The sequence below is a fragment of the Stenotrophomonas sp. FBCC-B152 genome, from assembly GCF_059134105.1.
The window spans coordinates 2,466,963-2,492,403 of the sequence record NZ_CP101442.1 but is presented as its reverse complement, the minus strand read 5'-3'; the positions used below and the strand labels follow the sequence as shown (position 1 = coordinate 2,492,403).

26 protein-coding genes and 2 tRNA genes are annotated in these 25,441 nt (G+C 66.3%); 16 read left to right on the top strand and 12 right to left on the bottom strand.

The annotated features are described in order from the left end of the window. Window positions 1-96: 96 nt before the first annotated feature. The 4 genes from NMB40_RS11605 to NMB40_RS11590 all read right to left on the bottom strand — a co-directional run bounded on the left by NMB40_RS11605 (window position 97) and on the right by NMB40_RS11590 (window position 3,690). Window positions 97-1,887, bottom strand: coding sequence for an acyl-CoA dehydrogenase C-terminal domain-containing protein (locus NMB40_RS11605; protein WP_494358488.1), 1,791 nt, complete (start codon window positions 1,885-1,887; stop codon window positions 97-99). A gap of 48 nt (window positions 1,888-1,935) precedes the next feature. Beyond that, window positions 1,936-2,421, bottom strand: a complete 486-nt coding sequence (locus tag NMB40_RS11600) for an LEA/WHy family protein (protein WP_068853318.1) — start codon at window positions 2,419-2,421, stop codon at window positions 1,936-1,938. 182 nt (window positions 2,422-2,603) lie between these two features. Beyond that, complete coding sequence (locus tag NMB40_RS11595) at window positions 2,604-3,143, bottom strand: lipocalin family protein (RefSeq protein WP_494358487.1); 540 nt, start codon at window positions 3,141-3,143, stop codon at window positions 2,604-2,606. Between the two features lie 79 nt (window positions 3,144-3,222). Next, window positions 3,223-3,690, bottom strand: coding sequence for a hypothetical protein (locus tag NMB40_RS11590; protein ID WP_494358486.1), 468 nt, complete (start codon window positions 3,688-3,690; stop codon window positions 3,223-3,225). A 303-nt stretch (window positions 3,691-3,993) separates the two neighbouring features. On the opposite strand from NMB40_RS11590, the gene NMB40_RS11585 reads away from it, so the two are divergent. From NMB40_RS11585 to NMB40_RS11550, 8 genes are all read left to right on the top strand, one after another. Beyond that, window positions 3,994-5,301: a tyrosine-type recombinase/integrase gene (locus NMB40_RS11585; RefSeq protein ID WP_494358485.1), complete on the top strand. Its 1,308-nt coding sequence runs from the start codon at window positions 3,994-3,996 to the stop codon at window positions 5,299-5,301. Next, window positions 5,298-5,939 (top strand): hypothetical protein, encoded by a 642-nt coding sequence (locus tag NMB40_RS11580; RefSeq protein ID WP_494358484.1) that lies wholly within the window; start codon window positions 5,298-5,300, stop codon window positions 5,937-5,939. Before NMB40_RS11585 ends, NMB40_RS11580 begins: the two co-directional genes overlap by 4 nt. Before the next feature lie 86 nt (window positions 5,940-6,025). Further along, entirely contained in the window at window positions 6,026-6,226 is a 201-nt protein-coding gene (locus NMB40_RS11575; protein ID WP_494358483.1) for a helix-turn-helix domain-containing protein, read from the top strand. A 37-nt stretch (window positions 6,227-6,263) separates the two neighbouring features. Continuing rightward, the gene (locus NMB40_RS11570) at window positions 6,264-7,109 is read left to right on the top strand and encodes a hypothetical protein (RefSeq protein WP_494358482.1); all 846 of its coding nucleotides are present in this window, start codon (window positions 6,264-6,266) and stop codon (window positions 7,107-7,109) included. After that, window positions 7,106-7,954, top strand: a complete 849-nt coding sequence (locus NMB40_RS11565) for an ATP-binding protein (RefSeq protein ID WP_494358481.1) — start codon at window positions 7,106-7,108, stop codon at window positions 7,952-7,954. Before NMB40_RS11570 ends, NMB40_RS11565 begins: the two co-directional genes overlap by 4 nt. Before the next feature lie 51 nt (window positions 7,955-8,005). Then, on the top strand, window positions 8,006-8,803 hold the full coding sequence (locus NMB40_RS11560; RefSeq protein WP_494358480.1) for a hypothetical protein: 798 nt from the start codon (window positions 8,006-8,008) through the stop codon (window positions 8,801-8,803). Next, complete coding sequence (locus NMB40_RS11555; protein ID WP_494358479.1) at window positions 8,800-9,297, top strand: DUF5681 domain-containing protein; 498 nt, start codon at window positions 8,800-8,802, stop codon at window positions 9,295-9,297. Before NMB40_RS11560 ends, NMB40_RS11555 begins: the two co-directional genes overlap by 4 nt. 28 nt (window positions 9,298-9,325) lie before the next feature. After that, window positions 9,326-10,027 carry a hypothetical protein gene (locus NMB40_RS11550; RefSeq protein ID WP_494358478.1) on the top strand — a complete coding sequence of 234 codons (702 nt, stop codon included), beginning with the start codon at window positions 9,326-9,328 and terminating at the stop codon, window positions 10,025-10,027. Window positions 10,028-10,051: 24 nt separating this feature from the next. Here the strand turns inward: NMB40_RS11550 and NMB40_RS11545 are convergent, their stop codons facing one another. The 3 genes from NMB40_RS11545 to NMB40_RS11535 form a co-directional block, all read right to left on the bottom strand. Further along, the gene (locus NMB40_RS11545; protein ID WP_494358477.1) at window positions 10,052-10,498 is read right to left on the bottom strand and encodes a hypothetical protein; all 447 of its coding nucleotides are present in this window, start codon (window positions 10,496-10,498) and stop codon (window positions 10,052-10,054) included. 140 nt (window positions 10,499-10,638) lie between these two features. Then, a tRNA-Phe gene (locus tag NMB40_RS11540) sits at window positions 10,639-10,714 on the bottom strand. Window positions 10,715-10,876: 162 nt separating this feature from the next. Then, window positions 10,877-12,064 (bottom strand): YbfB/YjiJ family MFS transporter, encoded by a 1,188-nt coding sequence (locus NMB40_RS11535; protein WP_494358476.1) that lies wholly within the window; start codon window positions 12,062-12,064, stop codon window positions 10,877-10,879. Window positions 12,065-12,138: 74 nt separating this feature from the next. On the opposite strand from NMB40_RS11535, the gene NMB40_RS11530 reads away from it, so the two are divergent. Then, window positions 12,139-12,960 (top strand): AraC family transcriptional regulator, encoded by an 822-nt coding sequence (locus tag NMB40_RS11530; RefSeq protein ID WP_494358475.1) that lies wholly within the window; start codon window positions 12,139-12,141, stop codon window positions 12,958-12,960. Between the two features lie 6 nt (window positions 12,961-12,966). Here NMB40_RS11530 and NMB40_RS11525 read toward each other — a convergent pair whose 3' ends face one another. The 4 genes from NMB40_RS11525 to NMB40_RS11510 form a co-directional block, all read right to left on the bottom strand. Next, window positions 12,967-14,007, bottom strand: a complete 1,041-nt coding sequence (locus NMB40_RS11525; RefSeq protein WP_494358474.1) for a cupin domain-containing protein — start codon at window positions 14,005-14,007, stop codon at window positions 12,967-12,969. Window positions 14,008-14,077: 70 nt separating this feature from the next. After that, window positions 14,078-14,596 (bottom strand): DsbA family protein, encoded by a 519-nt coding sequence (locus tag NMB40_RS11520; protein WP_494358473.1) that lies wholly within the window; start codon window positions 14,594-14,596, stop codon window positions 14,078-14,080. Beyond that, window positions 14,593-15,090 (bottom strand): peroxiredoxin, encoded by a 498-nt coding sequence (locus tag NMB40_RS11515; protein WP_494358472.1) that lies wholly within the window; start codon window positions 15,088-15,090, stop codon window positions 14,593-14,595. The genes NMB40_RS11520 and NMB40_RS11515 overlap by 4 nt, the downstream gene beginning before the upstream one ends. A gap of 34 nt (window positions 15,091-15,124) precedes the next feature. Beyond that, the gene (locus NMB40_RS11510) at window positions 15,125-15,643 is read right to left on the bottom strand and encodes a Dps family protein (protein WP_494358471.1); all 519 of its coding nucleotides are present in this window, start codon (window positions 15,641-15,643) and stop codon (window positions 15,125-15,127) included. A 242-nt stretch (window positions 15,644-15,885) separates the two neighbouring features. Between NMB40_RS11510 and NMB40_RS11505 the strand changes: the two genes are divergently transcribed. The 5 genes from NMB40_RS11505 (at window position 15,886) to NMB40_RS11485 (ending at window position 19,821) form a co-directional block, all read left to right on the top strand. After that, window positions 15,886-17,343 carry a sensor histidine kinase gene (locus NMB40_RS11505; protein ID WP_494358470.1) on the top strand — a complete coding sequence of 486 codons (1,458 nt, stop codon included), beginning with the start codon at window positions 15,886-15,888 and terminating at the stop codon, window positions 17,341-17,343. Beyond that, window positions 17,343-17,972, top strand: coding sequence for a response regulator transcription factor (locus NMB40_RS11500; protein WP_494358469.1), 630 nt, complete (start codon window positions 17,343-17,345; stop codon window positions 17,970-17,972). The genes NMB40_RS11505 and NMB40_RS11500 overlap by 1 nt, the downstream gene beginning before the upstream one ends. A gap of 62 nt (window positions 17,973-18,034) precedes the next feature. After that, window positions 18,035-18,400, top strand: a complete 366-nt coding sequence (locus NMB40_RS11495) for a response regulator transcription factor (protein ID WP_448143155.1) — start codon at window positions 18,035-18,037, stop codon at window positions 18,398-18,400. 95 nt (window positions 18,401-18,495) lie between these two features. Continuing rightward, the gene (locus tag NMB40_RS11490) at window positions 18,496-18,657 is read left to right on the top strand and encodes a hypothetical protein (protein WP_448143154.1); all 162 of its coding nucleotides are present in this window, start codon (window positions 18,496-18,498) and stop codon (window positions 18,655-18,657) included. A 60-nt stretch (window positions 18,658-18,717) separates the two neighbouring features. After that, window positions 18,718-19,821 (top strand): alpha/beta fold hydrolase, encoded by a 1,104-nt coding sequence (locus NMB40_RS11485; protein ID WP_494358468.1) that lies wholly within the window; start codon window positions 18,718-18,720, stop codon window positions 19,819-19,821. A gap of 101 nt (window positions 19,822-19,922) precedes the next feature. Here the strand turns inward: NMB40_RS11485 and NMB40_RS11480 are convergent. Then, window positions 19,923-19,998 (bottom strand) — tRNA-Ala (locus tag NMB40_RS11480). 334 nt (window positions 19,999-20,332) lie between these two features. Here NMB40_RS11480 and NMB40_RS11475 point away from each other — a divergent pair. Together NMB40_RS11475 and NMB40_RS11470 are read left to right on the top strand one after the other, a co-directional pair. After that, complete coding sequence (locus NMB40_RS11475; protein WP_494358467.1) at window positions 20,333-22,885, top strand: Cache 3/Cache 2 fusion domain-containing protein; 2,553 nt, start codon at window positions 20,333-20,335, stop codon at window positions 22,883-22,885. A 185-nt stretch (window positions 22,886-23,070) separates the two neighbouring features. After that, on the top strand, window positions 23,071-25,398 hold the full coding sequence (locus NMB40_RS11470) for a TonB-dependent receptor (protein WP_494358466.1): 2,328 nt from the start codon (window positions 23,071-23,073) through the stop codon (window positions 25,396-25,398). The last annotated feature ends 43 nt before the right edge of the window (window positions 25,399-25,441 follow it).

Below are 25,441 nucleotides of genomic sequence, written 5' to 3'. Positions count from 1 at the left end.
CAGCTTATACCGGATTCGTTGCAATTTGGGTATGGGAACGAGCCAGAGGTTTGTCCGGGTAGGTGCCGACCGTTGGTCGGCACCCGCTGCGGCCGGTTACTCCCCGAACCGGCTGTCTTCCATGGCCATCAGCGATTCTGCGCCGGCCTGGATTGCTGCCGCATGGCTGAGGGTGCGCGGCAGCATGCGGGCGAAGTAGAAGCGGGCGGTTTCGCGTTTGGCCTGCTTGAAGGCCTCGCTCTGCGCCGAGGCGTCGGCGGCGGCCACGCTTCGGGCCCACCAGTACGCCAGCACCACGTAGCCGGAATAGAACAGGTAATCGAAGCTGGCCGCGCCCAGTTCGTCCGGGTTGGTGGCCGCGCGCTGCAGGGTGGCCATGGTCAGCTGGCCCCATTCCTGGGCCTTGGCGCGCAGCGGGGCGATGAACTCGGCCAGCGCTTTGTTGCCTTCGTTGGCCTTGGCGAAGGCCTCGATCTCGGCCAGCATCAGCTTCAGCCCGGCGCCCTGGCTGGCCGCGGTCTTGCGGCCGATCAGGTCCAGCGCCTGGATGCCGGTGGTGCCTTCATACAGCGTGGTGATGCGCGCATCGCGGGCCAGCTGTTCCATGCCGTGCTCGTGGATGTAGCCATGGCCACCGAAGCACTGCAGGGCGTTGTAGGTGTTCTCGATGCCCCATTCGGTCTGGCAGGCCTTGGAGATCGGGGTGAGGAAGCTCACCAGGGTCTCGGCGCGCTCGCGTTCGCCGGCATCGTCGGCGTGGTGGGCCACGTCGATCAGGGTGGCCGCGTGCAGCGCCAGCAGGCGGCTGCCTTCCACCAGCGACTTGATGGAGAGCAGCATGCGGCGCACGTCCGGGTGGACCAGGATCGGGTCGGCCGGCTTTTCCGGGTTCTTCGGGCCGCTCAGCGAACGCGACTGCAGGCGTTCACGCGCGTACTTCAGTGCGTTCTGGTAGGCGCGCTCGGACAGGCCGATGCCCTGCAGGCCTACCCCCAGGCGCGCGGTGTTCATCATGGTAAACATCGCCTGCAGGCCCTTGTGCGGCTGGCCGACGAGATAGCCTTCGGCGCCGTCGAAGTTCATCACGCAGGTGACCGAACCCTTGATGCCCATCTTGTGTTCGATCGAGCCGCAGCGCAGCGCGTTGCGCTCGCCGACGTTGCCGTCGCGGTCGACCTTGAACTTCGGGGTGACGAACAGCGAAATGCCCTTGGCACCGGCCGGCGCGTCGGGCAGCTTGGCCAGCACCAGGTGCACGATGTTGTCGGTGAGGTCATGCTCGCCGGCGGTGATGAAGATCTTGGTGCCGGTGATGGAATAGCTGCCATCGGCGTTGGGTTCGGCCTTGGTCTTGAGCAGGCCCAGGTCGGTGCCGCAGTGCGGTTCGGTCAGGCACATGGTGCCGGTCCAGCGGCCTTCGATCAGCGGCTTGAGGAACGCATCCTGTTGCCACGCTTCGCCGTGTTGCTTGAGCGCTTCAATCGCGCCGTGCGAGAGCAGCGGGAAGTTGCCCCACGCCAGGTTGGCGGCGTTGATCATTTCGTTGAGCGGCACGCCCAGCGTGTGCGGCAGGCCTTGGCCACCCAGTTCCGGGGCAGCGGTGAGGCCGGTCCAGCCGCCATCGACGAACTGCGCGTAGGCCTGCTTGAAGCCGGGCGGGGTGGTCACTTCGCCGCTGGCCTGGTCGAGCACGCAGCCGATCTCATCGCCCACGCTGTTGAGCGGCGCCAGCACGCTGGTGCTGAAGCGGCCGGCTTCTTCCAGCACCGCATCGACCACGTCGGTGGTGGCATCGGCGAAACCCAGGCGGGCAAACAGCGGCTCCACCTTCAACACGTCATGCAGGGCGAAGCGGATATCGGAAAGCGGGGCGGTGTAGCTGCTCATCGTCAGGTCTCGATCAGATGCGGGGTTCAGGTGGAAGCGGTGTTGGGGTCAGCGCAGCACGCCGGGCAGGCCGGGGGCCTGGTTGAGGGTGCTGCGGCTGTCGATCTCGAAGCTGCGCTGCTTCTTTTCCTGCGGGGTGGCGGCCACGGTGCCCTTGAGCGAGTAGCCCAGGGTGCGGTTGCCGGCAAGGGCGTCGGCCACCACGATGCGCGCGGCCGAGGACGGCTGCAGTTCCACGTTGATGACATCGGCCGAGACGCCGCCAATGGAGATGGCCGGGCGTGCGCTGACCTTGCCGGCATCCTGGTCGCCGACCTGCATCTGCAGCTCCACGCTGTCGAAGGTCATGGGCATGGAGCTGAAGTTCTGCAGGCGCAGGGCCAGGGTCCAGTTGCCGTTGGCGCCCACTGTCAGCTGCTGCACGCTGGCAGCCGGCGGCGAGACGCGCTTGACGTTGGTGTTGCAGGCGGTCAGCGCAACGGCGGTGCCGGCCAGCAGGGCAACGGTAAGAACGGTACGGAGGCGGTGGAACATGGGCGCAAATCCTCGTGCAGGTGCCGCGTGAGTGGAAGCATACTACGGCGTATGGTGGTTGTGCGGGTGTGGCGGGGCCGGCAGGTATCGACCGTTGGCAACAGACCGGTAGGTATCGACCGTTGGTCGATACGCATCCTAAGACAAGCGAAGGTGCATTCAGGTTTCAGGCGCGCCGGCGATCAATTCACCGGTGCCATCACCTTCAACGGCGCCAGGTCATACCCCATCGCTTCAGCCTTGCCCTTCAGGCGGGCGAACAACGCCGCATCCATCTGCGGCGAGCGCGAGAGGATCCACAGGTACTTGCGGTCCGGGTCGCCCACCACCGCCCACTGGTAATCCGGGTCCAGCGCGACCACCCAGTAATTGGCCCACACCAGCGGCACCCAGGCCAGCCAGTCCGGCACGAAGCGCACCTGCAGCTGGCCCGGTTCGCCTTCCACCGGCCGCGCCACGCCCTCGGCCGCGATGCGCTCGCCCTCGCCGGTACGGCAGGCGTTGTGCACGCTGATGCGGCCATCGGCGCGCAGCGCATAGGTCGCGGTGATGTCACCCACGCACTTCTTCTGGAACGACACCGGCAGGTGCGCGATTTCATGCCACTGGCCCGCGTAGCGGCCCATGTCCAACGCAGGCACCGAACGCACCGGTTCCACCGCGTGGGTGGTGACGGAGGTCGACAACAGTGCAGCAGCAAACAGGGCAGGGCGAAGGCGCATGGGGGTCTCCCGGCAGGAGGCCCGAGCTTAGGGGTCAGAACGTTGGCGGGTGTAAAGGTTTTGTCAGCCGCGCGCTGGATCAGGGCGCGAAACGAACGTGGCGCGGGTCGCTTACCTGGAGCTGGGTCTGGAAGTAGTACTTGCCGGACGGCTTGCCATCGCTGGTGAAGCCGATGGTGGTTCGGCGGGCCGTTCCCTGTACCAGCAGGCGACGGTTGACCAGGTATTCCAGCGGCATGCCCAGCTGCTTCTGCAGTGCTTCGCGTTGAGCGGCATCCAGCGATACGTTCAGTGAGAGCTGATGGCGGTAGTCGCGTTCGCTGTTGAGGTAGATGCGGTCTTCGGTGACGTCGGTGTTCTTGACGGTGAACACGAAGGTGCCACTGATGCCGCGCTGCGGATCTTCGTTGGCGGCGAACACTGCTTCGGCGGGAGTGATCCAGCCTGGCGTCACCGTCGGCATCGGCGCGTTGGGGGCGGTCATTGCCGTCTGGTGCGCACAACCAACGCTGAGCAGCAGGAACGGCAGAAGCAGGGCAACGCGCATGGGACATCCTTGTTCAATGACGGTGTCCACATTGTGCATGCGCCTGCCTGCAATGCCACTACAGCAATGCAAAAAAAAGACCTGCATTTCTGCAGGTCTTTTGGATTTGTGGTGGCCGAGGACGGAATCGAACCGCCGACACGGGGATTTTCAATCCTAGGTCAGCCAGTATCAGTGGATACGGGGATCTACTGATACCCATTGTTTATCATGAACTTGCGGTGCATCCTGTAACGGACGGTTCCGGCGTTTGCGGGCAATCCTGCTACCCCGGTGCTACCCAGAACAGCCGGAGTGCATTCAGTGGCAGAAACGATCACCTTCACCGAGGCACGCGTGCGTGCGCTGCGAGATGCCGCCCGAGTGGGCCGCGTCGAGTACCAGGACGGCAAAGTGCCAGCCCTGCGCCTGCGGGTCAGCGCCACCTCGGCCAGCTGGTCGGTGTTGAAGCGCATCCCTGGCGGTCCGATGCGTCGCGTGCAATTGGGATCAGCGGATGACTTGCCGGTGGAGCAGGCGCGTAAGCGTGCCCAGCTGGCTGTCGGGGCCATGCTGGAAGGGCGCGACCTGTCCGCCGAAAAGCGCCAGCGCCGGGTGGAGTCCGAGCGCGCCAGCCTGACGCTGGCTGACGGGCTGGCTATCTACCTGGCTGAAAAGGACGGACTGCGGCCTGCGACCCGCTCCACGTATGAGCGCGACCTGCGGACCACGTTCGGCGATTGGTGGGACAAGCCCCTGGCCGAGATGACGCCGGAATGGGTCCGCGACCGCCATCGGAGCCGGAAGACGCGCCCCATTACCGCTCAGGCTCGCGTGGGGCATGCGCGTGACCGCGACCGCATCACCGCAAGCCCGGCGCGTGCGGACGGCGCTGTGCGAGCGCTGAGGGCCGTCGTGAACTACCTGCGCGCCGAACGCGACCTGGACCTGCCGGATGTCGCGCGCCGGATCACTGCCACCAAGGGATGGGGCAACGTGCCGCGGCGCAAGCGCGCGCTACTCGGGCAGGCGCTGGCCGAGTTCGTCACGTCGGTCCGTGGATTGCCCGACGATCTGCCGCCTGACCTGGCCGGCACGCAGCGCGACCTTGTGCTGCTGATCCTTTGCACCGGGCTGCGGTGGACCTCTGCCGCTGGACTGCAGTGGACCGAAGTGGATTTCAAGGCGAAGACGATCACCGTTCCTGCCGAGCGCATGAAGGGCAAGCTGTCCCATGCACTGCCCCTGGGGCCGGCGATGCTGGCGATGTTGAAGGCGCGGGCGGCAGCGCCACGGTCGCCCACGCTGGTATTTCCCGGCCTGGATCCGGACAAGCCCCTGGGTCGCCTGTCAGTGCGATTCCTGGCCAAGATTGCGGATGCCGACGGCAACCCCATTACCTGGTCGCCCCATGACCTGCGGCGCACCGCGCTGACGCTGCTGGAAGCAATGGATGTCTCCGCCTATGCCTTAAAGCGCATCGCCGCGCACGCGCAGTCCGGTGACGTGACCGCAGGCTACCTCGCGGACGATGTGGAACGGCTGCGGGTGCCGATGGAGCGTTTGGAATGTGTGGCGCTGGCCGGGCCGCGTGACGGCAACGTCGTCCCCATACGTGGGGCCGGCCGATGAAAAATAAGGCAACAGTCGTGGTTGAGCCGCCACCCGCCCTCCCCACGGCGCTGACCAGCGATGGCGGCGAGAGAGACGCGGCGTTGCTGGACGTATACGCACACTGGGAAGCGGAACGCAGGGGAGCGATTCTTGTTGAGTCGATGGCGTATGCAGCCGAGCAGTGGAGGGATGCCGGACTCGATCCCGGGGCTGTCATGCACGCCATTGCGGACGGCAGAGAACCCACCCTCGCCGAAGCGGTGATGGCGCTGACGAAACGGCCGCAAGTCGAAGTCAGGAAGCCCCGTCAAGGCAAGAGCAAATGGACCCACAGGGAACAGGGGGAACTTGTGCTGGCGGTTTGGCGCGGTCTCGTCCGGAAGCGAGCCGCTGCATCCCCCCTCGAACCCAATCCCAAGGTCACCATCCGCACGATCTGCAACGGGCTTGTCGGTCGGAACGGACAGGAGAAATGGCGCGCGATGTCAGGGCAAGGATTGGAAGCCCGCTACCGGGAAGCCTTGAAGTCCCCGGCTGGGCACTTGCTTGATCATCTGCTGACCGAGGCGGAGCGCGCTCGTTTGCAGGGAAAGATGGACGACGACGAACTCGCCGTTCTTATCGGCTACCTGGATCGCTTCGTCGCTTCGCTGTAGAAATCCCGACGAAACTCGCACACAGCGACCTTCGTTGCCGCGCGGCACGCACTCTTGTCCCAGACATACCGATGGGACACGCCACCATGCAGCAGAACACCCAGTCCGTCCGCCTGTCCGAGCGTGACGCAGCCTCCTTCCTTGGCATCACCCAGCGCACTCTGCAGGACTGGCGGCTGAATCGCCGCGGTCCGGCCTACATCAAGTTGGGCCGCCGCATCGCCTACGACAGGACGGACCTCGAACAGTTCCTGGGAGCCAACCGCGTCGAGCCGGCTCGGGCGTAAGCATGGACGCATGTTTGTGCAATAGCGGGTGGTTGTGATGGCACGCCGGCCTGCTTTTCTGTTCTTCCCCGCCGACTGGCGTGGCAACGCAAAGCTGCGCCGCTGTTCGGAGGCTGCCCGTGGTGCTTGGGTGGACGTGTTGTGCATCTTGCACGACTCCGACGAATACGGCGTAGCCCGCTACCCGCTCGCGGAACTGGCACGCGCTGCTGGTGTCCCGCTACGCCAGGTCAAGGAGCTGGTCGCCAAAAACGTCTTGAAGGGCGCTGACAAAGCACCCAGCGACTACGTATGGGCGCCGACGCACGCAGGTAAGAAGGGCGAAGACGTTGTGCTGGTCCAGGCGGGTGACGGTGCCTGTTGGTACTCCACGCGACTGGTTCGCGACGAGTACGTGCGGCAGCGGCGTGGATCAGCTACCCGATTCTCACCCGAGAACCAACCCAAGACGGAACCTAAGGGCACACCAAAGGTGGGCATTGGTGCGCGGCAGGGTGACGGCCCTTCATTGGCATCTACATTTTCAAAAGAGCTTCCCGTTACTGACGTAACGGAGGCAGTTGCCTCGCCGCTGACGACGTTGGCGGATCCGATTTGGGGGGCGGGGCTTGCCTTCCTGCGTCGCAAGGGCGTATCGGAGAAGCCGGCCCGGGGATTGTTGGGGAAGTTGCGCCAGGCGTGTGGTGACGTGGAAACCGCGGGCCTGCTTGCCCAAGCCGAAGCCGACGACATCGCCGATCCCGCGGCGTGGCTCATGGCGGCAGCTGCCAAGCGCAGGCCGAGTGCTGCGGGCGTGGGCCTCCTGCCGCGTGATGCTCGGAGTGAGGCGGAGCAGATCGCTGCCAACGAAGCTGCACTGGCGCGGCTTGGGGGATCGGCATGACCACCTTCGTCTGTCCAATCCATGGCGAGTACACCGATAGCGGTTACCCAGTTTTCGTGGAAAGCATTTGGTGTCCGGACTGCGCCAACGCCAAGCGTGAAAAGCAAGCTGCATTGCAGACAGGTTACGAGTGCAGGTATCGCGCCTGGCATCACTGGCGCACGGCAAGCGGCATCCCCCAGCGGGGTCGAAATCGCACCATCGAAAATTGGATGCCGAAGGGCGGCACGCAGGGCGTCGCGAAGCGGATCATCGTGAGATTCATCGATGACATGGCTGGCCAGGTGGCCAACGGCACCGGCCTGACTCTCAGTGGACCGCCTGGAACCGGGAAGACCCACCTGACCTATGGCCTCATCGCGGCCGTGACGAGCGTGGGTGTCCTTGGTCGCTACGTGGTTTGGCCTGACGTTCTCGCGCGCTACAAGGCCACGTTCGGAAACCGCAGTAGCGAGGATGCGGGCTTGATTGATTCGATCCGATGCTGCCAATTCTTGGCTATCGATGAAATCGGCGTCCGGGCCGGCAGCGAGTTTGACCATTCCCTGCTTTTTGAGCTGATCGATTACCGCTACCGCAATCAGCTTTCGACCGTGGTCGCGACGAACCTTACATCTGACCTGCTCAACGGCATCGGAGAACGCACCGCTGACCGGCTGCGCGAGACCAATGCCACGGTCGCCATCCCCGGTGAGAGCCAGCGGATAGCTGCCTCTACCGACGACGTATTGCGGACTGCGGAGGATGCCATTCAAAAGCCGGAACTGCCGACAGAGGTGGTGCCCTGTTCGATCAACGGGCAGATGCAGGAAGTCCTCATCCGTCTGAAGGAGCCGTGGGCCTGAGTCCATTGGGCTATCCCCACACAGATACCACGACCAGGCCCAGGAGCCGACATGACTCACCAGACGAACGACGAAATAGCCGCCACCCTCTACCCCGACATGGCAGCGGCGAAGCCAGCAGCAGATAGTCCCCCACATGCACGCGATCTGCCATGGGAACGGATGTATCCCGATATGAAGCGGGATGCGGGTGCTGTGGCTCCGGTTGCGGTGAGCGCCGATGCGAAGCCGGCGCAGGACGAATCGAAGTTCGACGCGATGTATGGAGATATGCACCGTAAGCCCGCGCAGCCTGACGTGACGGTTGATGAGCTGGTCGCGCAGCCGCTGACCGATGCGGACCGCATGTATCCGGATGGCGGGCACGCCCTCGAAAGCGCTGCCGACTATGACCAGCAGACGTTGAGCGAGCCTTTCGACACCCTGCAGATGCAGGCCCGTTATGACGGCAACGAAGAAGAGGCTGCGATTCTCGCGGAGGGGCGCCAGCAGGCCGCCGAGGTTCTGCATGGGATGGCGGTGCCGTCCGAAGCGGCGCGCGAGATTGCCGGCGAGCTTGAATCCTGGAACGCGCGCTGGATCAAGGGTGATCTGCCAAGCCTGGACGAGATGGATTCCACCCGTCAGAAGACGGAGGCCGCGCTGCGCAGGGAGTGGGGTCCCAAGTACAACGCCAACGTGCAGTTGGCCAGGCAGGCGTACCAGGAGGCGGCCAAGCAGCTGCCGTGGCTGCGCAACCTGGTGGAAGACGCCGGAGCCGGCAACAGCGCCGCGTTGTTGCGCCACTTCGCGACCATCGGCCTCAACAACGCCCGTAACAGGCGTGGATCAGGGGGCAACAGGAAATGAGCAGGTTTCAGAAGGGCCACAGCGGCAACCCTGCCGGACGGCCTCCCGGCACAAAGTCAGCCCCGAATCTGATTCGTGACCTGCTGCGCGACGGCGTTGTCACCGAAGACGATTTGCGCGCGGTCGTGGCCGCTGTCCTGGCGAAGGCGAAGGACGGAGATCTGGCTGCCGCGGCCCTCCTGCTGGATCGCACGATTCCCAAGCTGCGCCCGGCTGTAGACGCGGCCGAAGAAGAGGAAGTCGCCGCCGCGCGCGCGCGCGGAGCCCTGTCCGCAGGCTTTGGCGGCTCGACTCTGGAAGACCTGGTAGCAGGGTCCCTCTCCATGGTGGTCATGACCAGACCCCCAGAGCAGCCAGCGGCTTCGCAGCACGCCGCATCCCTGCCGACACATCCATCCGCTGCAACACCCCTGCCGGAACCCCCACGGCCGATCCGCATCACCGTGCCGGCGGCGCCGGATGGCGACCACGGTGAACCCTACAACCCCCTCTGACTGCCCGCTTGCTTGACCGGAGAACTCCATGACCAGCACCACCGGAAACACCAACACCCGTTCCGCCGCTGATACGCGCGCGGGGCTCAATGCACGCAAGAGCGAGCTTAACGCCAGCATCCGCATCCTCATCAAGGCGCAGGAGCGTGTTGCCCTGGAAGCTGCGGAAGGCGATACAGGTGCACCGCAGCGCCTGGCTGCGAATTACTCCGAAGTGAGTGCTTCGACCAATGAATTGCGGGCCATTGAAGCAGCGCTGCGCGCGCTGGATCAGCGTAATCACGAAGAGAGCATGCGGGCCAGCCTTGCAGGCATCGAATCGGACCGCGCACAGGCGCATGCTTGCGTGCAGGCAGTGCGGCCGGCGTTTGATCGCGTGGCCACTGCCCTGGAGACGCTGGGCCGGGAATGGGCTGCATTGCAGCAGACTCAGGAAGCTGCACGCCGGATGGAACGCGCGCACCGCGGCCAGACTCACAACGACCTTGCCACCGCTGGTGCGGCTTCGGTTTTCAACAGTGCTGCGAGTATCGACGCGACTCCGTTGGTGCAGGGCCGGCTTTGGCTGGCGGTTGGTCACCTGGATCCGAATCATGAGATGGCCAAGGCCACTCCCGCCGCGTTGGATGCGCAGATCGGCAAGGCCCTGCTGACCATCGATGAGGGGCTGCGTCGGCGGGAGCAATACATTCGCCAGCAGCTAGCCGACGATCCCGGCCAGGCTGCGTAAATTGTCTGGCGGACACCTTCGTTCTTAGCGCCGCAGGCGTGCGAGTTCCTCGGCGTCCGCCTTTGCTGACATGCAGATGGCATAGGAGTACTTGCCGCCTGATGTCCTGCATTCGGCTCCGTAACGGCGCTCCAGCGCTTCCTCATCAAGCAAAACGGACCTCGCATATCGCACGCTTTCGAGGTGCGCGAGATGCGCCTTGTAAGAGTTGACGCCCGCGGCCGTAGCGATCGCGAGCAGGCCCGCCGCAGCCAGATACGCTGATCCGCGTCGGCCAACCAAGAAACAGGTCATGGCGATGCATATCAACGCTAGAGGAACGGCAAATGCCAGCAGTGCTAGGTCGATCAACCCATCAAAGCTGCCGCCGTAGCGGTATCGGTTGAAGAGCACGAACGTGATCGAGCTTCCGATCCACAACGACAGCGCCGCTGCGGCAAGTCGCTTCGCCTTGGACTTCTGGTGTTTCATGAATTTCCCCCGGAGATTTCATTGGCGTGCTACCCCAGTGCTACCCAAGGCGAGGCGCTCGCCAACGAACCCCACCAATGAAAAAGGCCCTGCATCGCTGCAAGGCCTTGATCTGTAACGCGTTCAAAACGCCACCAACGTGGTGGCCGAGGACGGAATCGAACCGCCGACACGGGGATTTTCAATCCCCTGCTCTACCAACTGAGCTACTCGGCCACTTCATCGCTGCGTTGCCGCTGGCGAGGACGCGAATAATACGGAGGTCTGCGGGGTTCGGCAAGCGTTTCGACAAAAAAATTTCACATTCGTTGCTGCGGCCTTGGCGTGGCGGCTTAACTACTTGATCGCAGGTACGCGTCGCACATGAATTGGTGTTCATCAGCGCACGTGGTCGCGCGCGTCATCGGGCATGGCCGCCAGCAGCACGATGCCCACGGCCATGAAGATGGCCGCCAGCAGCAACGACGCCTGGTAGCTGCCACTGCTGCGGGCCAGGGTGCCTGCCAGCGCCGGTGCCAGGATCTGCGCCACGCCGTAGCTCAGGGTGAGGTTGGCCATGGCCTTGGCCGGGTTGTGCGGATAGTGGCGGCCGACCACGGTGAGGGTGAGGCTGACGATGCCGGCGAAGGTGAGCCCGAACAGCAGCGCGCTGCCCAGTCCGGCGGCCAGGCCGCTGTCCAGCAGCGGCAGCACGAACGAGGCCGCCTGCAGGGCGAAGGCCAGCATCAGGGCGCGGATCAGGCCCATGCGCGCGGCAATGCGGTCCCAGGCGAACGTGGACGGCACCGCCGCCAGCCCGACCAGCACCCATACGGCGCTCCCGTGGCCGCGGAAGGCAGGCGTCTGTTCGAGGATGGCCACGATGAAGGTGGCGCTGACCACGAAGCCGACGCCGGCGCAGAAGTAGGCGGCCACCAGCAGCTGGCGCCAGCACGGACTGGGCGGGGACGGGGCCTGCGCGGCCTGTGCGGCGGACGTCGGGGAAGGCGCCGGCATCCAGCACCAGGCGGGAACCAGGAACAGCACGCCGAGCACGCCCAGCCAGCCCCATTGCGCGCTGGACCCGGCATGCCCGGCCAGGACGCCGGTGGCCAGCCCCGATACCACGATGCCCAGGCCCAGCCCGGCAAAGTGCAGGCCCAGGCGCGGGCGCTGCTTGTTGGCCAGCAGCCAGTTGAGCACCAGCCCGGAGGCCAGCAACAGGCCAGCGGTGCTGGAGAGGCCGGCCACGAAGCGCAGCAGGCTCCACAGCAAGGGCTGGGTGGTGACGCCCATCAGGCCGGTGGCGACGACTGCCAGCACCAGGCCGATCCGGTAGAAGCGGAATTTCTGCTGCATGTCGCCCACGCGGGCGGCCAGCAGCGTTCCCAGCAGGTAGCCCAGGTAGTTGAAGGTGGCCAGCCAGCCGCCCTGCGCGGCGCTGAGACCGGCATCAATCCGCATCAGCGGCAGCAGCGGGGTGTAGGCGAAGCGGGCCAGCCCGACGGTGAGCACCAGCGCGCAGATGCCGGCGGCGATGACCTGCCAGGGCTTCCGTGCAGTGGGGGAGGTGAGGGGAGTGGACATGCGCGGGACCGGAGGGGGACGCGTCCATGGTCAGGCAGGCGCGGGGCGGCTGTCTTTCGATAGAATGTCGCATCATGTCGATCAATCGCCACGAGGGTTCGTCCACACCCGTCGGGCCCTGGAAGGAAGTCCCGGTCCCGTCGCTGAGCGCGCTGCCGTGGCCGGTGATGGCGCGCAGCCAGGAGCTGGCCGCCGGCGAGCGTTTCCCGCCGCATGCGCATGACTGGAACCAGGTGGTGTTCGCCACCCACGGCGTGCTGCAGGTGACGGCGCGCAATGCGCGGCATGTGATCACCCCGCAGCAGGCGCTGTGGGTGCCCACCGGCATGGTCCATCACACCGGTGCATTGAGTGCGGCCGCGTTCCGCAACCTGTACGTGGCCGATGATCCCGCGCTGGGCATGCCCGACCGGTGCGCGGTGCTGGATGTGTCGCCGCTGCTGCGCGAGTTGATCGTGGAGCTGGGGCAGGTGCGGCCGGATGACGATGCGGTGTACTACGCGCACCTGAGCGCGCTGGTCACCACCCAGCTGCGCCGCCAGCGCCAGCATGTGCGCCACCTGCCGTGGCCACAGGATGCGCGGCTGCAGCGCTGGTGCCAGGCGCTGCACGACCAGCCCGGTGATGCGCACAGTGTGGACGAGTGGGCACGGGTGTTGGGCGCGTCGCCACGCACGCTGGCGCGGCATTTCGAGCGCGAGACCGGCATGAGCCTGCGCACGTGGCGCACCCGGCTGCGCCTGCTGCGCGCGATCGAGTGGCTGGCGCAGGGGCGCTCGCCGACGGCGATCGCGCATGAGCTGGGCTACGCCTCGGCGTCGGCGTTCAATTACATGTTCCGCATCGAAATGGGCATGAGCCCGTTGCAATGGCGAAGGGCACGACAACCGGATTGAAGCGCGTCATGCATTGACCGGATCCAGCGGGTTCCGCCGCGCGACGATCAATGGGTCGTGTACGGTCTTCGGGAATGCGGGGAGGTCTGCCGCGTCGACGCCGAACGTGGCGGCCAATACCCCCGGGGCGAACGCCGTTGCCGCCAGCCGGTAGCCCACATCCCCCGGGGTGGGCTGGTCGAAGAACACCAGGAAGTGCATGTCTTCGCCCAGTACCTCGATCTGGTGCGGATAGGCGCGCGGGATGAAGTACACATCACCGGGCTGCAGCAGGTAGGTATCCACCGAACCGTCCGGATCGAGGATGCTCATCCTGGCCCGGCCGCGATGCACGTAGCCCAGCTCCGCCGTTTCCGGATGCCAATGCGGCTCGCGCATGCCGTCGTCGGCGATGCGCAAGGAATACATCGACAGGTTGCGCAATGCCGGCCAGAACTGGGTCCGCGACACGCGCGCCTGGCCGTACGCGAAATCGACCGGCGGCGACTGGGCTTCGATCAAAAACCGGTGCGGGTCCGCGCGTTCGGCACCGTCCGGGATCACGGCCGGTCCACGTCGCTTCACCAGGTAGGGCGAACCGGTATCGCGCGGAACACGCGAAAACGCCTGCGCCTCCGCATCATAGGTATTGCCCAGCACCGCGTCGGACATCGCACCGAACGCCGCATGCAGGGAAAAGTCCTGTGGCCGTTCGTGGCTGAACACGATCACCAGCTCGGCCGCGTCTTCGCCGATGTTCTCGATGGCATGCAGCGCACCGCTACCGATATGGAACATCTCACCGGCGTCCACGCGAACGCTGCTGATCGCATCGGCATTGTCCACGATGGTGACCAGTACCGACCCCGCCAGCACATAGCCCAGCTCGTTGGCATTGGCATGCCAGTGCGGTTCGCGGATGCTGCCGGGCGCCAGCTGCATGCGCTTGATCGACAGGCGCTCCAGCAATGGGAACTCGTCGGCGGTCAGGCGCCGGATGGTACCCAGCGCATCGTCATGGACGGCATCGGCCGACCACAGTGAGCGGACGTGACGGGAAGCTGGCATGGCAAGTTCCTTGGCAGGTGCTGGCGCGCCCGGGGTGGGGGAGGAGACCCCGGCGCGCCAGCGGAACGGATCAGGCCAGCTCGGTCAGGACCTCGACCAGGCTGTCCACATCGCGGGCGCCGTCGTAGCGCACCCCATTGATGAAAAGGCACGGGGTGCCGTTGACGCCGCTGCGCACGCCACCCATGAAGTCGCGTTCGATGCGTTCATCGAAGGCGCCGTTGTCGGCGGCCTGCAGCAGTGCGGGGTCCACTCCAAGCTGCTTGGCATAAGCCTGCAGGTCGCGCGGGCTCAAGGCATCCTGGCGCTGGTAGAGCAGGTCATGCGCTTCCCAGAACAACCCCGCGTCGGCGGCCGCTTCGGCAAACCGCGCGGCCGGCAGCGCGTTCGGGTGGATTTCGGAAATCGGGAAGTTGCGGAACACGAACCGCATGCGGTCGCCCAATGCCTGCTGCACGGCCTTGAGCATGGGATAAGCCTCGCCGCAGTACGGGCATTGGTAATCGCCGTACTCGACCAGGGTGATGGCCGCATCGACCGGGCCCTGGCTGTGGTCCTGCGCGCTGACGGGAATCGACAGACCTTTCATGACGCTGCTCCTGCGGTGGAGGGAAGTTGCGCCAGCGCGTCCAGGATGCCGTCGGCGCCAGGATTGATGCCCAGGGGCGAGATGTAGCTCCAGCGCACGATGCCCTCGGCATCGATCACGAACAGCGCGCGCTCGCAGACGCCGTCCTGTTCGCGGTACACGCCGTAGCGGCGGGCTACCTCGCCTTTTGGCTCGAAATCGGCCAGCAAGGGGAAGTGCAGGTGGCGTTGCTCGGCGAACGCGGCGTGGCACCACACCCCATCCACCGAGATGCCCACCAGCTGCGCGCCGCTGCGGTGGAATTCGGGCAGCAGCTGGTTGTACAGCGCCAGCTGGTCGCCGCAGACCGGGCTCCAGTCGGCGGGGTAGAACGCCAGGATCACCGGGTGACCGCGCAGCTCGTCCAGGCTGACGCGCTGGTCCGGGGTGGCGGGCAACTGGAACGCAGGCGCGGGCGCGCCGAGGGGCAACGAAATGCGGGGTGCAGCGGACATGACAGTCTCCTGCAGGAACGGAACGGCGCGTGGATCAGCGGATGGGGCGGGTGCTTTCGAACAGGAACCAGCTGCGGCGCTCGGCCTCGTCGATCCAGTTCTCGATCAGGCTGGTGGTGGCCACGTCGTTGTGGGTGGTGCACACCACGTGGGTAGCCCGCAGGAAGCGGGTGAGCTGGCGGTTGTCGTCGGCCAGCTCGGCCAGCATGTCCTCGGGGGTCACGTAGTCCGCGTCGTTGTCGAGCAGGCGCTGGATGCGGTGGATCTGCCCGATCGAGCGCAGGGTGGTGCCGCCGACCTTGCGCGCGCGTTCGGCAATGGCATCGGTGGTGGCGAAGATCTGCTCGCCCTGTTCATCCAGCATCAGGTGGTAGTCGCGGAAGTGCGGCCCGGACAGGTGCCAGTGGAAGTTCTTGGTCTTCAGGTACAGCGCGAACACATCGGCCAGCAGCACGGTGAGGGCACCGGTGATGTCCTTGCCGGCCTGCAGGCTGAGGTCGGACGGCGTGCGCAGCGGGGCGGTCTGGCGGGACGGGGCGGCAACATCGTTCATGGCGGCTCTCCGGTAGCGGGGGAAGGCGGCCCGGGCCGCAGGTGCTGCGGGGGAGCCGATGGATCCAGACTAGGCAGCGGGGGCCGACGGGAACATTGCGCCATCGTTTCCCCGGCTCATACCTTGGTTTGGGCCACCTGCCGGCGCATCCCTCTTTGGGGGGATCTGCCGCCCCCGGGTGCGGGGGATACTGGGCCCACCCCGGCGCAGGTGACTGCGCCCTGCCAAGAGGCCATTCCGTCGTGCCCAGCTCGACTCCCACGCGCCCGCGCACCGCCGCCGCGTCCACGTTGCGCGGCCGCACCCTGTTCCGCGCTGCTGCCGCGCTGCTCACGCTGGGCATCTTCCTGGTGGATGTGCTCACCACGCTGGAGGGTGCCGTGGCGGTGCTGTACGTGGTGGCGGTGCTGCTGGTGGCGCGCACCGGGCGCCGGGCCGACATCGTCATCACTGCGGTGGCCGGCATCGCGTTGACCCTCATCGCCTACCTGGATTCGCACGGGGTCAACCATGTGGGCGCACAGACCTTCCGCGCGCTGGTGAGCCTGGCGGCGATCATCATCACCGCGCTGCTGGCACTGCAGTACCAGGGCGCGATGCAGCGCCTGCGCGGGCAGGCGACGCTGCTGGATCTGTCGCACGACATGATTTTCGTGCGTGACCGGGGCGGGGTGATCACGTTCTGGAACCGCACGGCCGCGCAGGTGTATGGCTGGTCGGCCGAGGATGCCATCGGCCGCGTGGCCGATGTGCTGCTGTCCACCCGCTACCCGCAGGCCCGCGAGTCGGTGGAAGCAACGCTGCTGCAGCAGGGCAGCTGGGAAGGCACGCTGGAGCAGCGCACCCGTGACGGCGCCTGGCGCGTGCTGGAAAGCCGCTGGGTTATCCAGCGCGATGGCCTCGGTCGCGCAACGGGAGTGATGGAAACCCACACCGACGTCACCGAGCGCCGCCAGGCCGAGGATGCCGCGCTGCGCGCGCAGGCCGAACTGGCGCACGCCACGCGCGTGGCCACACTGGGTGAGCTGACCGCGTCACTCGCGCACGAAGTCAACCAGCCGCTGATGGCGGTGGTGACCAACGGCGAAGCCGGCCTGCGCTGGCTGCACCGTGACCCGCCGGACCTGCACGAGGTGGAGGCGGCCATCACCCGCACGGTGGGTGAAGCACGCCGTGCCAGTGAGATCGTCAAACGCGTGCGCGCGTTCCTGGCCAAACGCAGCACGCCGCGCGAAGCGCTCGACACCGGCGTTCTGATCGAAGACGCGGTGCGGCTGGTCCAGCACGAGCTCAACCGTGAGGCGGTGCAGCTGCGGGTGGCCGTAGCGGCCGACCTGCCTGCCGTACACGGTGATGCCGTGCAGCTGCAGCAGGTGCTGGTGAACCTGCTGATCAACGCCAGCCAGGCCATGGCGGGGCAGGCCAACGCGCGGCAGCTGGTGGTGGATGCGCAGCCCGGCGCGGCCGGCGAAGTGGCCATCAGCATTGCCGACAGCGGCCCCGGCATCGACAGCGCGCACCTGGACACCCTGTTCCAACCGTTCTTCACCACCAAGCCGGAGGGCATGGGCATGGGCCTGGCGATCTGCCGGTCCACTGCCGAAGCGCATGGCGGGCGGTTGTCGGTGGAGAGCGCGCCCGGCCATGGCGCCACCTTCCGGCTGGTGCTGGCCACCCATCCCACAGGAGTACGCGCCTGATGAGCCTACCCGCATCGCCACTGGTCGTGGTGGTCGACGACGATGCCGCCGTGCGCGACGCGCTGGACAGCCTGCTGCGTTCGGTCGGGCTGCAGACCCGGGTGCTGGGCGCGCCTTCGGAGCTGCTGCAGGCCGTGCTGCCGGACGTGCCCGGCTGCATCGTGCTGGACGTGCGCCTGCCCGGGATCAGCGGGCTGGACCTGCAGGGGCAGCTGGCCGCGCAGGGCATCCACCTGCCCATCGTGTTCATGACCGGGCACGGCGACATTCCCATGACGGTGCGTGCGATGAAGGCCGGCGCGGTGGATTTCCTGGCCAAGCCGTTCCGCGACCAGGACATGCTGGATGCGGTCAGCGCCGCCATTGAGCGCGACACCCGCCGCCGCCATGACATGGCCGCGCGCGGCTCGCTGGAAGCGCGCTATGCCACCCTGACCCCGCGCGAACGCGAGGTGATGGCGCACGTGGTGGCCGGGCTGATGAACAAACAGGTGGCCGGCGCGCTGCACCTGAGCGAGATCACCGTGAAGATCCACCGCGGCAACGTGATGCGCAAGATGGGCGTGCGTTCGCTGGCCGACCTGGTACGGCATGCCGAAGCCTTGGGAGTGGGCACCGGCACCGCCTGAACCGGCCGGGCACAAACCTGTGTATGGTTCCGGCGCGCGGCCGGATCGGGCATAAAGGCCCCATGAAGCCGAGTTACCGCATTGCGATCGTCGATGACGACGACGGGGTCCGCCAGTCGTTGTCCAGCCTGGTGCGCTCGCTGGGCCACGAAGCGCGCACGTATGCCTCGGCGGCGGCGTTCCTGGCCGACGAGGGCGACGCCCCGGACTGCCTGCTGACCGACATGCAGATGCCACAGATGAGCGGCGACCAGCTGCAGGCCGAACTGCTGGCGCGCGGGTGTACGTTTCCGATGCTCTTCATGACCGCGTTTCCCACCGATGCGCTGCGCGCGCGGGTGATGGCGCGTGGCGGGCGCGCGTTCCTGGTCAAGCCGGTGGACGGCGAAACGATGGCGCGCTGCATCGCCGAGGCCCTGGGCCGATAGCGCCGGCCGTTGGCCGGCCCCCGTGACCACTGCATCACGCGACCACCGCTACGGTGCAGGTATGCCCAACGGGGCAGGCCACCTAGAGCATGCATATGACCAACGAAAAGCAGCCCGGCAAGCAGCAGGGCGTTGACGAAGCCAAGCAGGACCGGAAGCAGGAAGATGCGGCCAAGGCCCGCCCGGGACAAACCGACGAGAGCGTCCGTCAGTCCGAGAGCCGGCGCCCGCCGATCAAGGACAACCCGGACGCATGACACAATCGGCGTACCGCTCCTGCAAAGGTGTCTACGCCGATGAAATGTTGGGTTGCAGTCTTGTTCTACGCTGTAACAGGCTTCAGCGCCTCCGCGCAGGCGGCTGAACCGCCGGCCCCCGCGCCCCACAGCCGCGCTGACGCGGTGAAGATCATTGCCGACCTGCGCAAGGTCGTGGCCGATGAGGGCATCGAGCGGCTGGAAAAGGTCCGCATCGGCGGCATCGATCAATGGGTCTCGATCCGCGGCAACGACCGCCGCAACCCGGTGCTGCTGATGCTGCACGGCGGCCCGGGTTGGGTAGCCATGCCCACCAGCTGGTACTTCCAGCGCGGCTGGGAGGAATACTTCACCGTGGTGCAATGGGATCAACGTGGCGCGGGCAAGACCTACGTCGCCAACGATCCGGCACAGGTGGCGCCGACCATGACCCGCGAACGGATGATCGCCGACAGTGAGGAGATGGTGGCGTGGCTGCGCAAGGAGTTCGGCAAGGACAAGATCTTCGTGATGGGCCAGTCCTGGGGCAGCTACCTGGGGCTCGAACTGGCCCACCGCCGGCCCGAATGGCTGCACGCCTACATCGGCATCGGGCAGTTGACCAACGCGCCGGAGAGCGAGCGCCGGGGCTGGGCGTGGACCCTCCAGCAGGCGCGGGAAGACGGCAACGCCGAGGCGGTGGCCGAGCTGGTAGCGCTCGCGCCATACGCGCAGGGCAGCACGCCGGTGCCGCTGGAGAACCTGTTCAAGCAGCGCAAGTGGCTCAACTACTACGGTGGCATGGTCCATAACCGCCGCGGGGGCGATGCCGAAGCGGCCGCCATCAAGCTCTCACCCGAATACACTGACAAGGACGTGGCCGGGATATGGAAAGGCAATGATTTTTCGATGCAGCACCTGCTCGGCGAGGTGCTGACCCTGGACATGAGCGAGGTACACGAACTGAAGGTGCCGTTGTTCCTGTTCGAGGGCCGCCACGATCACAACGTATCGTCCGAAGTGGCGGCGCAGTGGTTCGAGACAGTGAAGGCACCGAGCAAGCAGCTGGTGTGGTTCGAGCAGTCCGCCCACGAAGTGATGATCGAAGAGCCGGGCAAGACGCTGCTCACCTTGGTACAGCAGGTGCGCCCCATCGCAGTACGCGCGGGCGACGGCCCCCGGTAGAGCCACGCCCTGCGTGGCTGCGCGGAGACCCGCAAACGAAAAAGCCACCCAATGGGTGGCTTTTTCGTTTCGCGATCATCCAACGGACGACGGCAGGAATGTGGTGGAGCCAAGGAGGATCGAACTCCTGACCTCGTCATTGCGAACGACGCGCTCTCCCAGCTGAGCTATGGCCCCAAGTGTGCTGCTACGCGGCGTGGGTGCCGCGATGTGAACAAGTGTAGCGCCGCGCACCCCGCGCTGCCAAGGGTGCGGCAATCCGATCCTAAGGGCGGGCAGGGCGCCGCCGCTGGCGGCAGGAGGGAGCCCAACTTGAGAAAAATCCGCCCATTCCTGAACGGCAATCCGGCTTTGTGAAGGTGCAACCGGGAGACATCTGTTTCAGATCAACAACTTGGATCAAACGAAAGGTTTGCGTGTTTTGTCTTTTTTTACGTAAAGAGGACCACTTCGGTGCCGATAAGAACTGTGACGTATCTCTCAATCCAACCCCCACCTTCGAGTACCAACGATGACGACCCGTGCCGCCACCGTTTTCTCAACTTCCATCGGCGCCCGCCTGGCGCTGCTCATGGGCCTGATCACCACCGTAGCGTTCGTGGCGCTGGCGGTGCTGATCTACCGCCAGGCCGCCACCAGCTACCAGCAGCGCGTTGAAGCCGGCCTGCAGTCGTCCACCGACCTGATGCGTGACTCGGTGGAACTGTACGACCGCAGCCTGAGCGACAGCACCGAACGCATGGCCGGAATCTTCCGCGCCATGCTGCCGGCCGGCGAGGTCAGCGTGGATGCGGCCAAGACCGTGACCGTGGGCGAGCGCCAGACCCCCACCCTGCGACTGGGCACTGAAGTGCTCAACCTGCAGGAAGGCGCGGTGGACCGCTTCGCCGAGGCAACCGGCGGTGGCGTGGCGACCGTGTTCGTTCGCGACGGCGATGATTTCGTGCGTGTCTCCACCTCGGTGCGCAATGCCGAAGGTGCGCGCGCCATGGGCACCGTGCTGGACCACGCCAGCCCCGCCTACGCGAAGATGCTGGCCGGCGAAGGCTTCACCGGACCGGTGCGGCTGTTCGGGGTGGATTACATGACCCATTACATGCCGATCAAGAATGCGGCAGGCGAGGTTGCCGGCATCGCCTTCGTCGGCCAGAACTACACCGAGGGCCTGGCGGCGCTGAAGACCCGCCTGCGCGACTCCAGGCTGGGCAAGGAAGGCCACTTCCTGGCGGTCAACACGCGTGCGGGCGAGCAGTTCGGCACCGTGGTGGCCGGCTCCGCTGGCGAAGGAGAGAAGCTGATCGAGCTGGTCGACGCAGCCGACCGCACCGAACTGGATGCCCTGCTGGCCGGCAAGGCCACCGAGGCCACCCTGCAGCTGCGCATCGCGAAGGACGCCGCCGCGCAGACCTACTTCGTCACCGCCCAGACCTACGGGCCGTGGCAGTGGACGGTGCTCGGCCTGGAGCCCACGTCGGTGCTGCAGACCGTGCTGCACAAGCTGATGCTGCAGATCGGCGTGGTCTCCGGGCTGGGCCTGCTGGCGGTGATCGTGGCGCTGATCGTGGTGGTGCGGCGCCTGCTCACGGTGCCGCTGGCCCAGGCCGGGCAGGTTGCACGTGACGTGGCTGCCGGCCGCCTGGACCAGCGCATCGTGGTGCGCAGCCAGGACGAAGTGGGCCGCCTGATGGGCGCGCTGCAGCAGATGCAGGACAAGCTGCGCGAGATCATCCACGCACAGAACGAAATGAGCCAGCGCCACGCCGAAGGCGCGATCAGCCACCGCATCGACGCCAGCCGCTTTGAAGGCGAGTTCGGCACCATGGTGACCGGCACCAACGAACTGGTCGCCGCGCACATCGGGGTCAAGATGCGCATGGTCGACCTCGTTCGTCGCTATGCCGACGGCGACCTGTCGCAGTCCATGGAGCAGCTGCCGGGCGAAAAGGCGCGCATCACCGAAGCGGTCAATGGCGTGCGCGATCGCCTGCAGGCGATCAACGGCGAGATCAAGCACCTGGTCGCGGCCGCCGCTGCGGGCGACTTCAGCGTGCGCGGCAACGCCGATGCCTACCAGCACGACTTCCGGGTGATGGTTGAAGGCCTCAACACCTTGATGGTCACCGCCGACCGCAATCTCAGCGCGCTGTCCGGCCTGCTGCGCGCGCTGGCCGACGGCGACCTGCGCGGCCGCATCGAGGGCCAGTTCCAGGGCGTGTTCGCCACCATGCGCGACGACGCCAATGCCACCGTGGCCCAGCTGACCGCCATCGTGGGCGGCATCCAGCAGGCGGCGGTGTCGGTAGCCACCGCGTCGGCGGAGATTGCCGCCGGCAACGACGATCTGTCGCGCCGCACCGAACAGCAGGCGGCCAGCCTGGAAGAATCGGCCGCGTCGCTGGAGGAGCTGACTTCGGCGGTGAAGCAGAACGCCGACCATGCCCGCCGCGCCGACCGCCTGGCCGCCGAAGCGGCCGACGTGGCCGTGCAGGGCGGCACCGCGGTGGCGCAGGTGGTGGACACCATGACCGGCATTGAAGCGTCCTCGCGCCGCATCGCCGACATCACCACGGTCATCGACGGCATCGCATTCCAGACCAACATCCTGGCGCTCAACGCGGCGGTGGAAGCTGCGCGTGCCGGTGAAGAGGGGCGTGGCTTCGCGGTGGTGGCCTCCGAGGTGCGCGCGCTGGCGCAGCGCTCGGCCAGCGCGGCCAAGGAAATCAAGACGCTGATCGAGGCGTCGGTGGCCCAGGTGGCCGATGGCAGCGCACTGGCCAGCCAGGCCGGGCAGACCCTGCAGCGGGTGGTGGCATCGGTAGGGGAGCTGGGTGGGCTGATCGAAGAGATCGCCAACGCCAGCCAGGAACAGGCGGCAGGGATCGAGCAGGTCAACCAGAGCATCGTGCAGATGGATGGTGTGACCCAGCAGAACGCTGCCCTCGTCGAGGAGGCTTCGGCCGCTGCGCGTGCACTGAACGCGCAGTCGTCCGAGCTGCAGCAATCGGTCGGGCAGTTCCGCCTGGCCGACGCGCAGCCCGCGCGCAGGGAGCGCGTTGCGGCCTGATCGGGTGCGGTGGCGTCTGCGATGGGGAGTCGCAGACGCCACCGCCGGATCAAAGGTGGGGGTTGAAATCCCTTTGAAACATCTGCGCAATACCTTGCCGCATCGCTGCGCAAACAGCGGTGCCGCTGTTGTGCACCCGCGTGCGACCGCACGCCACCTTGATCCGTATTTCCCGAGACCCCTGAATGTCCGCCCATCGCATCACCTCTGCTTCGGCCGCAATCTCTTCCTCCCGCACCGCCCGGCAGCCGCGCCCCCACGCGCTGGCGCTGGCCTGCGTTTCGCTGCTCGGCCTGAGCGGCGCCGCCCTGGCCCAGGACGCCAGCCCGACCTCGCTGGACGCCATCACCGTCACCGCCGACCACCGCGAGCGCAACCTGCAGGACGTGCCGGTGTCGGTCGGCGTGGTCCAGGGCGAGCGCCTGCGCGACTACACCGCCGGCGGCGATGACACCCTGCTGGCCCTGAGTGGCCGGGTGCCGAGCTTCTACGCCGAAACCACCACCGGCCGCATCTTCCCGCGTTTCTACATCCGCGGCCTGGGCAACATCGATTTCTACCTGGGTGCGTCGCAGCCGGTGTCGATCATCCAGGACGACGTGGTGCTTGAGCACGTGGTGCTGAAGTCCAACCCGGTCTATGACGTGGACCAGATCGAAGTGCTGCGTGGCCCGCAGGGCACGCTGTTCGGCCGCAACACCACCGCCGGCATCGTCAAGTTCGACAGCATCAAGCCCAGCCAGGACTACAACGGCCGCGTGCAGGCCAGCTACGGCAGCTACGGCAGCGTGTCGGTGGACGGCGGCTTCGGCGGCCCGATCAACGACATCGCCTCGTTCCGCGTGTCGGCGCTGTACCAGCACCGCGACGACTACGTGGACAACACCTACACCGGCCCCAGCGCCGATGGCACGGTGTCCCCGAAGAAGAACGCCATGGGCGGCTTCGACGACCGCAACGTGCGCGCCCAGCTGCTGCTGCAGCCCAGCGACAACTTCTCGCTGCTGGCCTCGGCGCACGCCCGCGATTACGAGGGCACCTCGACCCTGTTCCTGCGCAACGCGATAACCAAGGGCTCCAACACCACCGATGCGCCGCGTGACCAGGTGGCCTACGACGAAGCCGACAACAACCCGCAGGCGTACAAGACCTACGGCGGTTCGGTCAAAGCCGTGTACGACTTCGGCAACATTTCGCTGACCTCGATCACCGCCTACGAGACCACCTCCGGCTACAGCCGCGGTGACACCGACGGCGGCGCGGCCGCCAACTTCCCGGTCAACGGCGTGCCCAACGGGTACGGCCAGTCGATGGGGCAGATCCGCGACCTGGACCAGTGGACCCAGGAAGTGCGCCTGGCCAATGCCGATGACAACCGCCTGAAGTGGCAGGTGGGCGCGTTCTACTTCGATGGCCGTGACACCACCGATTTCTACCAGCGCGCCTGGTTCCTGCAGGGCGCCGCGCGCAACCCGAACAACTGGGTGCGCCTGCGCAACACCAACACCTCGTGGGCCGGCTTCGGCCAGCTCAGCTACGACGTGACCGACAAGTTCACGCTGACCGCCGGCCTGCGCCAGACCCGCGACGAGAAGCGCACCCGCCTGCTGAAGACCGCCGATACCGCCGCCGGCGTGGTCACCTACCGTGGCCGCACCGATGTGGAAATGGCCGACACCACCCCGAGCTGGGACGTGAGCGCGATGTACGCGTTCAACCCGCAGGTGAGCGTGTACGCCAAGGTGGCGCGCGGCTTCCGCGGCCCGACCATCCAGGGCCGCTCGGCGGTGTTCAACGCAGACTTCACCACCGCCGATTCGGAAACCATCCTGTCCTGGGAAGCGGGCGTGAAGAGCAGCCTGTGGGACAACCGCCTGCGCATGAACGCCACCGCGTTCACCTACGTGGTCAACGACATCCAGCTCAACGGCAACGATTCCAACGGCAACGGCGTGCTGTTCAACGCCGACAAGGCCAAGGCCTATGGCCTGGAAGCGGACATGGAGCTGCGCCCGATCCCGAACCTGAGCCTGACGGCCGGCGTAAGCCTGCTGCACAGCGAAATCCAGGATGACCGCGTGTATGCACAGGTCTGCGCGCTGAACGGCGCGGTGGTGTGCACCGTGAATGACCCGACCATCAAGGTGGGCGCCAACACGTTCGCCCAGATCAACGGCAACCCGCTGCCGAACGCACCGAAGTACAACCTGAACTTCGCTGCGCGCTACGACTTCCCGGTCAACGACAGCGACGTGTTCTTCGTCTCCACCGATTGGAACAAGCAGGGCTATACCAGCTTCGTGCTGTATGACTCGGCCGAGTTCAACTCCAAGGGCAGCTTCGAAGGCGGCCTGAAGCTGGGCTACTCGGGCAACTATGGTGCGTGGGAAGCGGCACTGTTCGCGCGCAACATCACCAACGAGAAGAACCTCAAGGGCGTGATCGAGAACTACATGGCGGCGGTGTACAACGAACCGCGCGTCGTGGGTGTCTCGTTGAACCTGAACTGGTAACCCGATGAAGAAAAGGCCCCGCGCAAGCGGGGCCTTTTCGTTG

Coding starts and splice junctions, on each gene's coding strand:
- NMB40_RS11605 (WP_494358488.1), bottom strand. CDS start 1,887: ATGAGCAGCTACACCGCCCCGCTTTCCGATATCCGCTTCGCCCTGCAT.
- NMB40_RS11600 (WP_068853318.1), bottom strand. CDS start 2,421: ATGTTCCACCGCCTCCGTACCGTTCTTACCGTTGCCCTGCTGGCCGGC.
- NMB40_RS11595 (WP_494358487.1), bottom strand. CDS start 3,143: ATGCGCCTTCGCCCTGCCCTGTTTGCTGCTGCACTGTTGTCGACCTCC.
- NMB40_RS11590 (WP_494358486.1), bottom strand. CDS start 3,690: ATGCGCGTTGCCCTGCTTCTGCCGTTCCTGCTGCTCAGCGTTGGTTGT.
- NMB40_RS11580 (WP_494358484.1), top strand. CDS start 5,298: ATGAAAAATAAGGCAACAGTCGTGGTTGAGCCGCCACCCGCCCTCCCC.
- NMB40_RS11575 (WP_494358483.1), top strand. CDS start 6,026: ATGCAGCAGAACACCCAGTCCGTCCGCCTGTCCGAGCGTGACGCAGCC.
- NMB40_RS11570 (WP_494358482.1), top strand. CDS start 6,264: ATGGCACGCCGGCCTGCTTTTCTGTTCTTCCCCGCCGACTGGCGTGGC.
- NMB40_RS11565 (WP_494358481.1), top strand. CDS start 7,106: ATGACCACCTTCGTCTGTCCAATCCATGGCGAGTACACCGATAGCGGT.
- NMB40_RS11560 (WP_494358480.1), top strand. CDS start 8,006: ATGACTCACCAGACGAACGACGAAATAGCCGCCACCCTCTACCCCGAC.
- NMB40_RS11555 (WP_494358479.1), top strand. CDS start 8,800: ATGAGCAGGTTTCAGAAGGGCCACAGCGGCAACCCTGCCGGACGGCCT.
- NMB40_RS11550 (WP_494358478.1), top strand. CDS start 9,326: ATGACCAGCACCACCGGAAACACCAACACCCGTTCCGCCGCTGATACG.
- NMB40_RS11545 (WP_494358477.1), bottom strand. CDS start 10,498: ATGAAACACCAGAAGTCCAAGGCGAAGCGACTTGCCGCAGCGGCGCTG.
- NMB40_RS11535 (WP_494358476.1), bottom strand. CDS start 12,064: ATGTCCACTCCCCTCACCTCCCCCACTGCACGGAAGCCCTGGCAGGTC.
- NMB40_RS11530 (WP_494358475.1), top strand. CDS start 12,139: ATGTCGATCAATCGCCACGAGGGTTCGTCCACACCCGTCGGGCCCTGG.
- NMB40_RS11525 (WP_494358474.1), bottom strand. CDS start 14,007: ATGCCAGCTTCCCGTCACGTCCGCTCACTGTGGTCGGCCGATGCCGTC.
- NMB40_RS11520 (WP_494358473.1), bottom strand. CDS start 14,596: ATGAAAGGTCTGTCGATTCCCGTCAGCGCGCAGGACCACAGCCAGGGC.
- NMB40_RS11515 (WP_494358472.1), bottom strand. CDS start 15,090: ATGTCCGCTGCACCCCGCATTTCGTTGCCCCTCGGCGCGCCCGCGCCT.
- NMB40_RS11510 (WP_494358471.1), bottom strand. CDS start 15,643: ATGAACGATGTTGCCGCCCCGTCCCGCCAGACCGCCCCGCTGCGCACG.
- NMB40_RS11500 (WP_494358469.1), top strand. CDS start 17,343: ATGAGCCTACCCGCATCGCCACTGGTCGTGGTGGTCGACGACGATGCC.
- NMB40_RS11495 (WP_448143155.1), top strand. CDS start 18,035: ATGAAGCCGAGTTACCGCATTGCGATCGTCGATGACGACGACGGGGTC.
- NMB40_RS11490 (WP_448143154.1), top strand. CDS start 18,496: ATGACCAACGAAAAGCAGCCCGGCAAGCAGCAGGGCGTTGACGAAGCC.
- NMB40_RS11475 (WP_494358467.1), top strand. CDS start 20,333: ATGACGACCCGTGCCGCCACCGTTTTCTCAACTTCCATCGGCGCCCGC.
- NMB40_RS11470 (WP_494358466.1), top strand. CDS start 23,071: ATGTCCGCCCATCGCATCACCTCTGCTTCGGCCGCAATCTCTTCCTCC.